The 8937-nt window shown below is 68.0% G+C and carries 8 protein-coding genes and 1 pseudogene; 3 read left to right on the forward strand and 6 right to left on the reverse strand.

Translation table 11 applies throughout. From position 1 onward, the window contains the following. Both ACWD6N_RS36615 and ACWD6N_RS36620 read right to left on the reverse strand, forming a co-directional pair. Positions 1-586 (reverse strand): transposase family protein (locus ACWD6N_RS36615; RefSeq protein ID WP_450006559.1); only part of this gene is annotated, 586 nt, incomplete at its 3' end. Between the two features lie 198 nt (positions 587-784). Further along, on the reverse strand, positions 785-1111 hold the full coding sequence (locus ACWD6N_RS36620) for a hypothetical protein (protein ID WP_450006561.1): 327 nt from the start codon (positions 1109-1111) through the stop codon (positions 785-787). Positions 1112-1146: 35 nt separating this feature from the next. On the opposite strand from ACWD6N_RS36620, the gene ACWD6N_RS36625 reads away from it, so the two are divergent. Beyond that, positions 1147-3453, forward strand: coding sequence for a S8 family serine peptidase (locus ACWD6N_RS36625; RefSeq protein WP_450006563.1), 2307 nt, complete (start codon positions 1147-1149; stop codon positions 3451-3453). Between the two features lie 197 nt (positions 3454-3650). On the opposite strand, the gene ACWD6N_RS36630 is transcribed toward ACWD6N_RS36625, so the two are convergent. Continuing rightward, entirely contained in the window at positions 3651-4010 is a 360-nt protein-coding gene (locus ACWD6N_RS36630; protein ID WP_450006565.1) for a TSUP family transporter, read from the reverse strand. Between the two features lie 55 nt (positions 4011-4065). Continuing rightward, a pseudogene (locus ACWD6N_RS36635) lies at positions 4066-4449 on the reverse strand (TSUP family transporter); the annotation flags it as partial. Between the two features lie 437 nt (positions 4450-4886). Here ACWD6N_RS36635 and ACWD6N_RS36640 point away from each other — a divergent pair. Next, positions 4887-5621, forward strand: coding sequence for a Stf0 family sulfotransferase (locus ACWD6N_RS36640; protein ID WP_450006567.1), 735 nt, complete (start codon positions 4887-4889; stop codon positions 5619-5621). Between the two features lie 474 nt (positions 5622-6095). On the opposite strand, the gene ACWD6N_RS36645 is transcribed toward ACWD6N_RS36640, so the two are convergent. Further along, entirely contained in the window at positions 6096-6497 is a 402-nt protein-coding gene (locus ACWD6N_RS36645) for a hypothetical protein (RefSeq protein WP_450006569.1), read from the reverse strand. 723 nt (positions 6498-7220) lie between these two features. After that, the gene (locus tag ACWD6N_RS36650) at positions 7221-7901 is read right to left on the reverse strand and encodes a hypothetical protein (RefSeq protein WP_450006571.1); all 681 of its coding nucleotides are present in this window, start codon (positions 7899-7901) and stop codon (positions 7221-7223) included. A 70-nt stretch (positions 7902-7971) separates the two neighbouring features. Between ACWD6N_RS36650 and ACWD6N_RS36655 the strand changes: the two genes are divergently transcribed. Beyond that, positions 7972-8826, forward strand: coding sequence for an IS5 family transposase (locus ACWD6N_RS36655; protein ID WP_450006573.1), 855 nt, complete (start codon positions 7972-7974; stop codon positions 8824-8826). Positions 8827-8937 lie beyond the last annotated feature (111 nt).

Here is an 8937-nt window from a genome sequence, read left to right on the forward strand (position 1 = left end):
GCGGAGCGAACGCCGGAATCTCGTTCGACTTCGCCGCGACCTGGACCTGCGCCAGGACCACACCGGTCGAGGTGTCGTAGGCCGACAGCAAGTGAACCCGCCCGTCGGGCAGGACAGCGCCGGGCACCACCTTGCCGTCAATAGCGATGACCCGTCGCGCCGGCGGCGGCGCCGACAGCCGGGAGCACAGCCAGTCGGCCAGCACCGCCGTCAACGTCTCGGCGTCGACGCGGACCAGCAACCGCCATACCGTGGTCAAGACCGGCACCCGACCGGTGAACCCGAGCCGGCCCCACGCCGGCGCATCGAGATCGTCGACCCAGTCGACGATCGCGGCGAACGTACTGGCTCCGGCCATCACCGCGCACACCGCGACCGCGAGCACGCTCGCCAAGGGATACCGGATCCCTCGCGGATCACGCGGGTCAGGAACTCGTGCCAGGGCCGCCAGCAGGCCATCGGACTCACGGCCGGCCGCCGTGGTGTCGGTCGAGGCGGGGGCGTGCTGACGGATCACGTCGATCAGCGATGATGACATGCGCGGGTGTGGTCCCTTGTCGGTGTCATGTTGTCTCAGCAACTCCATGATCACCGACGGGGCCGCACCCGTCCCGCGTCACCCTCCAATCAGGCCGTGACACCGCGTACGCCCAGGTCAGACACACCTCAATCGACTACGCAAAGACCCTGCCGGAGACAGGCCCACGCCGGGGGCGGGCGTGCGGGCTGGGACGAACCGGGTGGAGCGGGGGCGGCGCGGTGCACGCCGCCCCCGCGGTGGTGCCTACTTCAGCCCGTACGCCCGCCTGACGGTCTGGTCGAGCTGGTTGCCGTTCGCGTCGGTCGCCTGGACCCGGAGCGAGACGTACCCGTTGGTCGCGGGGACCGCCGAGTGCTGGACGGTGGCCCGGTAGCCGCCCGCCCGGTTCGGCCCGATCTCGATCGCCTGCCAGGAGATGCCGTCGTCATAGGATGCCCACGCCTTCACGCCGGTGATCGGGGCAGGGGTGCTCCCCTCCTGGTGCCGGATCTTCAGCCCGAAGGTGAACCGGCACTTGTCGTCGGCCCGGTTGTACAGGTCTAGGTCGATGTCGTAGTCGATCGACAACAACGGCAGAACCTGCTTTTCGCTGGTGGTTGCCGAAGGTGGTGAACCTGAGCCTCGGCGGTGGGGCCACCGACGGCACCGACGAGATGTCGCGGGCGGTCAACACGCTGACCGCGAAGCACGGCACGCTCTTCGTCATCTCGGCGGGTAACAACGGCCGCGACGAGAGCGTCACCGCGCCCGGGGCGGCCGACGCCGCGCTCACCGTCGGCGCGGTCACCGACGACGAGCAGCTCGCCGCGTTCTCCAGCCGCGGCCCCCGGGTCGGCGACCACGCGGTGAAGCCTGAGATCACCGCCCCCGGGTACGCGATCGTCGCCGGCCGGGCTGCGGGGACGACCATCGGCTACCCGATCGACGACCAGTACATCCAGGCCAGCGGCACTTCGATGGCCGCCCCGCACGTGACCGGCGCCGCCGCCATCCTCGCCGCCGCGCATCCCGACTGGACTGCCGACCGGCTCAAGTCGACGCTGGTGGGCGCCGCGGAACCGCAGGCCGGCGCCACGGTGTACGGGCAGGGCAGCGGGCGGCTCGACCTCAACCGGGCGACCCGCCAGCAGGTATACGCGGTCCAGCCGACCCTGACGCTCGGCCCGTTCACCGGCGACGCGCCGGCGAGCGGCACCATCACGTACCGCAACGACGGGCGGGACGAGGTCAAGCTGAAGCTCGACCTCGCCGCGACCGACCTGGCCGGTCGGGCGGCACCCCGGGACACGTTCACGCTGAGCGCGAAGCACGTCACTGTGCCGGCGGGAGGCACCGCGCAGGTCACAGTCACCGCCCAGGCGGCCGGCCGGTACGGGGCCCGGGTCACCGCCACCGGCGACGACACCGTGGTGCAGACGGCGGTGTCGGCTTACGCGAACCCGGTCACCCAGCCGATCACGGTCAGCACCATCGACCGGGACGGGGTGACGAACGGCCGGACGTACGGCTTCTCGGTGTTCTTGACCAACCTCGACACCGGAGTCACGTACTCCGGGATGACGTTCGGCCGCCCGCTCAGTGGTGAGCTGCCGGCCGGCCGGTACGGGGTGTATTCCTGGATCCCGACCCAGTCCCCGGACCGCGAGCCGTGGTACCCGTCGTTCACCCTGGCGGCCACAGAGGTCAGCCTGGGCACCGCGCGCGAGGTGGTGCTCGACGCCCGGGCCGGTGAGCGGGTCCGGGTCACCCTCAACGGCGTCGAGACCGGCACGTACACCGGCTCCGCGCTCGGCATCGCCGGCACCGGGACCGCGTTCGCGGCGAGCGCCCCGGAGGCGTACGTCGTACCGGCCGAGGTGCCCGGACTGACGTACACGTCGGTGCAGTACCTGCGCGACGTACCAGGCAGCACCACCTGCGGCCCCGGTTCCCGGCGGGTCTGCAACGTGTCCGTGGCCAACCAGTCCGGCCCGGTCAGGTCGCACCCGATGATCACCGACGCGGACTTGGCCACGGTGACCGCCGACTTCGGCTCGACCGGTACGGCGGGCACCGGCGATCGGGTCGACTTCGCGGTCGCGCCCGGCTCGTCCGCCCCGCCAGCCGAGGCCATCAACAAGGACGAGATCACGCTGCCCGGCCGGCTCACCTCGTACTTCTACAGCGCGGGTGGGGTGCGGTGGAGCTCAACGCTGTACCAGACGGCGCCGAAGTTCCTCCAAGTGCAGAACCAGAGCGTCCGGACGATTGCCAACGGCGGGACCCTGCACGAGGACTGGTACACCTCGGTCCTCGGCCCGGTGGTCGGCAGCGCGTCCGTCCGCTCCGGGAACCTGCTCAACTTCTCCGTGCCGCTGGTGTCGGACAGCGCGTCCGGCCACTACGCGAGTTCGACGTGGATCGGCGGCGTCGGCGAGACGGTGCTGTACCGGGATGGCCGCCTCGTCACCGGCAGCCTCCGACCGGACAGCGCCGCCTTCCAGGTGCGGCCGGACAAGGGCCAGTACCGGCTGGTCTCCCGGACCACCGTGCCGGGCGCGATCCGCTCCACCAAGGTGTCGGCGGAGTGGACGTTCGAGTCGCGGTACGTCGCGGAGAGCATGACTCTGCCGTTGCTCGCCGTCCGGTTCGACCCGCGGCTCGACGGGCTCGGGCAGCTGCCGGCTGGCCAGACCGTCCCGCTTCCGGTCCGGGTCGACGGAACGGCGACCACTGCCCGCGTCCGGGAACTGTCCGTCGAGGTCTCCTTCGACGACGGCGCGACCTGGCAGCGGGTGCCGGTGGCGGACGGCTTCGCCACGGTACGGCACCCCGACTCTGCCGGGGGGTTCGTGTCGCTGCGGGCGTCCGCCGAGGATGTGCACGGTAACGCCGTCAAGGAGACGATCATTCGGGCCTACCGGCTGGGCTGACCGTCCACGGGTCCGGCCGGTCCGCCGGCCGGACCCGTACTAGCGGGTGACGCGCATCTTGGCCGCGTGACTACGGATGGGTTTCGGCTCGTCACCCCCAAGAGCCCGACTGGTGGTCAACGGCGTGCGCGCAGCTGGGCCGCGATCGACGGGTTCGTGACGTGACCTGAGTTCCGGTCCCGAAGCGGGCCTGCTGGCTAATTCAGGAGCTGGACATATAGGAGTGCCAGGAACGGGACCAGCACCACTTCAGGGACCACGCCGAGCAGTAGCCCGCCGAGGATAGTGCCGGTGACCGATCCGGCGGCGAGCACGGCGGTGAGGCGACCATGGCGGCAGAGCACGGTGAAGCTGCCATCGCGGCTGTAGCGGGCGATCGCGACGAGCACGGTCGGTAGCGAGACGGCCAGCGACAGGCTGCCGGCGATTTTGACGTCGGTGCCGAACAGCAGCACGATCGTGGGGATGAGCAGTTCGCCGCCGGCCACGCACATGATCGCGGCGACGATGCCGATGAAGAATCCGGCGAGCAAGCCGACGACCAGGACGGCTGCCAAGGGCAGGTGGGTGTGGCGCAGCGTGGCCGATGTGGTTGCCGACCAGGGCGAGGGCGATGAGCACGAGCAGCCCCGCCAGGACCCGGTAGAGGGTCGACGAGCGCATCCGGGTCGCCCAGGAGAACCCGACCCATGCGCCGGCGAGGCTGCCGAGCAGGACGTTGACCACCACGTTCCAGTGTGGCAGCAGCGTGGAGAGTGGCACCGCGGCGAGCCGGGCGGGCAGGGCGGTGAGGACCACGACCAGGCTGAGGGCCTTGTTGAGGATCACGGCCTGCAGAGCGGCGAACCCGAACAGCATGATCAGCAGGAGCAGGCGGAACTCGGCGCCGCCGAGGCCGATCATCCCGCCGAGCACGCCGACGGCCGCGGCGGCGGCGAACGCCAGCGTCAGCAAAGAACGAACGGCGGGGCGGTCGGGCGCCGGCGAGGTCGGCACGCCCGAACCCTTTGCGGTAGCGGCGGACCTGGATGTGGGCCAGCGGCCGGCCTTAGAACCTGACTCTTATCACTGGGTCGGTTTTCGGCGGGTCGTAGGGCGTTGACCTGGGGTTCCGGTCGGGAGGTTGCGCACTAAATCGTGGCCTCTAGGCTTGTCGGCCGTGTCGCCGTACGTGCGAACGGTGAGGACGGCCTCACCCGCGAACTCACCGAGATCCGTGAGCAGTTGGCCGTCGCCCACGCCGACCTCCGGGAAGCTCGCCGGCCAGCTGGCGCAGCCATGCGTAACTGACGCCCAATCGACCGTTGTCAGCTGTTCGATTTCCCCATCCCATCGAGCCGGTCAGGCGGCGCCGGAGAGCCGTCTTCACTTGCCCCACCGACGTGCGGGAATTCGGTTGGTCCCAGGTCGACGCTCGGTTACCGTCTTCCGCTGTGACACGCCCAGGTTTTGACTCGTACCTGATCTGCGCGACGCCCCGCTCGGGAAGTACTTTGCTGTGCGGCCTGCTGGACTCGTCCGGGGTTGCCGGCCACCCAGCCTCCTACTTCAATCGCAAGAGTTTGAATGAGTACGCCGACGACTGGCGTATAGCACGACCGCGCGATGGACGGATCGACGAAGCGTTCGTTCGAGCGGCACTAACCGCCGGCAAGACTTCGAACGGTGTCTTTGGCGGGAGGATCATGGCAGAGACGCTGCCGGAACTGATAAGTGGCCTTGCCGCCGCCGCATCTATACCAGCGGTGACGGATGTAGACCTATTGAGCTCCCAGTTGGGTCAACTCAGATTCGTTCACCTGCGGCGACGCGACGTCGTGGCCCAGGCGGTGTCGTGGGCAAAGTCACTGCAAACCCATTTCTGGCATCCGGGCGAAGCCGTCGCGCCCGGAGGTCAGGATCCTCATTACGACGAAGAGCTGATTGGTCGGCTTGTCGCCACGATCGAGAGGTCCGAGGCGGACTGGACAGTCTGGTTCGCCTCGCACAGCATCGTCCCTTGCGAGGTAACGTATGAGGAGTTGGCGGCAGATCCGGTCCGCACCGCACAAAAGGTGCTCGACTATGTCGGTCTGAATGTTCCACCGGATCGGCAACTGGTGGTCGGGCACCGTCGACAGGCCGATCAACTCAACGCAGACTGGATAACGAGATTTAAGTCTCGCTGAACCGTCTGTTCTACCCGAGCGTCTCCCGCTAGCAGTCCGTCGTACTGCTCGCTCAGGGCCCGGCCTGTGTCCCGGTCGATGGCGGTGATGGTGCCGGTGAGGCGGATTGGGCGGGCACAGCCGCTGGCGGCGGCGGTGTGCTTCAGCCAGCCGGAGAGCTCCGGCAAGGCGGCGCGACGCAGAGCTTGGGCGTCACGGCCGGCCGCGAGGCCGGGGCGGAATGGGGCGAGCGGGGTGGACACGGTTTTCTCCTCACGGGGTGGCAGGGACGGGAGACGAAGCACCACCAGCGGTGGACGTCTGTCCGCTGGTGGTGTTCGTCGTGTCTCCTGGCACCGCCGAGAGGGCGGCTGACGCCGGAGGGCGGGTTCGTGGTGGTGCCAACTTCCCGGAAATCTTCTTCGAGAGGCAAACGCTGTACGTCACATTGGGGAAAGACCCAAAAACGCGAGCAGCGGTGGTAGGCGGGCTCGGTTAGTTGTAGTGGGCGAACTCTGTATAGTCGTTCCAGATCCAGCCTTTAACGCCAGTGCAGCAATCCGAATGCCACCACAGGTTTCCGGCATCGTTCACGCAACGCTTGTCGACACGGAAAAGCGTCTGGGACTTCCACGTAGCTATCACAGGGGATGACCCCGAATAGCTGGTGTGCACCTTAGCGCTGCCGACGATGACTCGCCTCAGATGTGGCGTCCAGTTCGAACATGAGGCCATTGTTCCGACGTCCATCGGTTCGGCGCCCATCTCGTTCGCCGTTGCGCGCGGAATGGGTTCGATCGCCGCAGATGCCGGTGCCGCGACAGGAAGGATGCCGGAAAACGCGAGTGTGAGTGCTCCACCCGCCGCTGCGAGTCGCTTCGCCGTTACTTTCCTCATGAATTCCTCCATATCTACAGGTGTTCTAAGTTGGACCGTATAGGTATCGCAGCGTCTGCGAAGTCCGCCCTTGGTAACAGATCGATAAACATGGTTTGACCAGGGGTTTCGTTGGTAGGTCCCTGCGAATGGATCTAGCGATTGCCGCCTATGTTCGATCAGGCCGCCGAGTCCCCACGGTCGTTCGGCCGTCGACTAACTGCGATCTGGTTGAGTCATCCGGGGACATACTCCAGGACCCCAGGGCTCAGGCAAGGTAGCTCTATGCCCGTTTCAAGTTATTCCGAGCAGTTGTAGTGGTCGGTAGGGATTTCGGCTGTTGTGGCGTAGGGCTTTCACGATGGTGGTGGTGCCGGCCAGGCGGAGCAGGCTTACCGCGGTGTTGCGCAGGGTGGCCATGACGCGGGGCGCGTTGCCGGTGCGTAGGCGGCTGGCGTCTTCGGCGTAGGTGGTGTCGCGGATGTGAATTCATCAACCTCATGCGCTGGCAGCTCAACGACGAGCGCCGAGCCGGGCGACGGCGGAATGGGGTCGGAGAGTCATCCGGGGCACAAGACGCCGTGAAACGTCGTCAACCAGCCAGGAACCATGACAGCCGGAGACGCCGTGTGAGCAGGCGTCGCGGGCCGTTCCCGCTGGTGGTGGGGCAGCCGCTCTCAGTTCCGCTTCAACATCTGACACGGCTAGCGGTGCTTCGGGCCAGCATCAGCCGCTAGGGTGCGCTCATGAGCCTGGCACACGACGGCGTCTAGGTGCCGATACGGCGCGTCGCGCCCACGCCTGCGGGTCCGGCCGTTCGAGGAACGCCAGCAGCGCCTCCACCGGGTTGGCCAGTGCAATGTCGAAGGAGCCCGCAGCGGGGTCGACCTTCAGCGTGGTGCTGAAGTAGTGGTCGCGTGCCTTGGCGAGCGCCTGGTCGTTGACCAGGGGCACCTGCGGCGCGGTGGCGTTGATGTTCTGCTCGACACACGCGGCCCAGGCACGCACGTCGCCCCAGGTCAGCTGCCATACCCAAGTGCCGTCGTCGCGCAGCGCGCCCCGTTTGGCCGCGTCGGCGGCGATCTCGTTGTTGTCCGGGCTGGCGTGGAAGGCGTAGCCGTCGAGGAAGATGACCACCTTGGTGCCGTCGTCGGACTCGAGGAGATAGTCCGGCTCGCTGCGCACGGCGGCGCCCTGGGCGACGTGGTCGCGCATGCGCCACCGCACAGCCGGCCCGTCGGCGGGCTTGAGCTTCAGCTCGAACTCCACGCCCCGCGAGCCGGCCCGGGAGACCAGCGAGAACCGGTCGCGGGCCACTGGGTCGTCCTGGGCTTTGCCCGCCTTGGCCCTCAGCGTCTCGACGAACAGCCGTTCCAGCTCGCTGTCGGCCAGCGCGTCGATCCTGATGTCCGCCAGGGTGTCCACCGTCTGGGGCTGCCAGCCCTCCAGGATCTCGTTCAGCAGCTCTGTAACTCCGTGATCGACAAGGATGCCCGTGCCCGCGATCCCATCATCGCTGTTGGAGCCCGTCTGGGTCGAGTTCGCCGCGCAGCTGCCCGAGCGCGGCGAGTTCGACCCCGGCCACCCCCTCGGCTGCCACCGACGCCGGATCCCCGACCGGGTGGTCTTCGAACACCTCGTTGCCGCGCTGGTGCACGGGTCGGGCTATGAACGGGTCGCCACCGCGGCCTGCTCGGACTCCACGATTCGCCGCCGGCTCAAGGACTGGGCCGCCACCGGTGTCGCCGAGGCCGTTCACGCCGTGGCATTGGCCGCCTACGACCGCATCGTCGGCCTGCAACTGGCCGACATCGCGGCGGATGGCTGCATCACCAAGGCCCCATGCGGCGGGGACAAGGCCGGGCCGTCCCCCGTGGACAGACGAAAGGGCGGCCTGAAACGCTCCATCGCCACCAACGGCGCCGGTGTTCCCCTCGGGATCGTCTCCGCGGGCGCCAACCGCCACGACTCACCACTGCTGGGCCCAACCCTGGCAGCGGCCACCACCCAGGCCGGCCCGCACTGGCCCGAAGACGTGATCGTGCACCTCGACGCCGGCTACGACTCCGGCGTGACCCGCGCCCTGCTCGACGGGCTCGGCCTACACGGTGAGATCGCCAGCAAGGGCGTCCCCGCACCGATCCAGGTCGGCAAGCGGTGGGTCTGTGAACGCACCCATGCCTGGATGAACAGCTTCGGCAAGCTCCGCCGCTGCACCGACCGCGACGGCAAGATCGTGGCATTCTTCCTCTACCTCGCCGCCACGTTCGTCACCGTCCGTGCGCTGATCCGCGAAGCCCGAACCCGTTACCGCTGGGACACCCGACCCACCACCCGCCGCCTCAAATGAACCCTATTGACGGTCGCTCTAAGAGGGCATCTCGTGCGACTTTGATCTGATACACGCTGTTGATGCCCTGCCGGCCCCTGCCTGTCCGAGCCGTGATCATCTATACATGAC

The sequence above is a fragment of the Micromonospora sp. NPDC005163 genome (assembly GCF_053599835.1).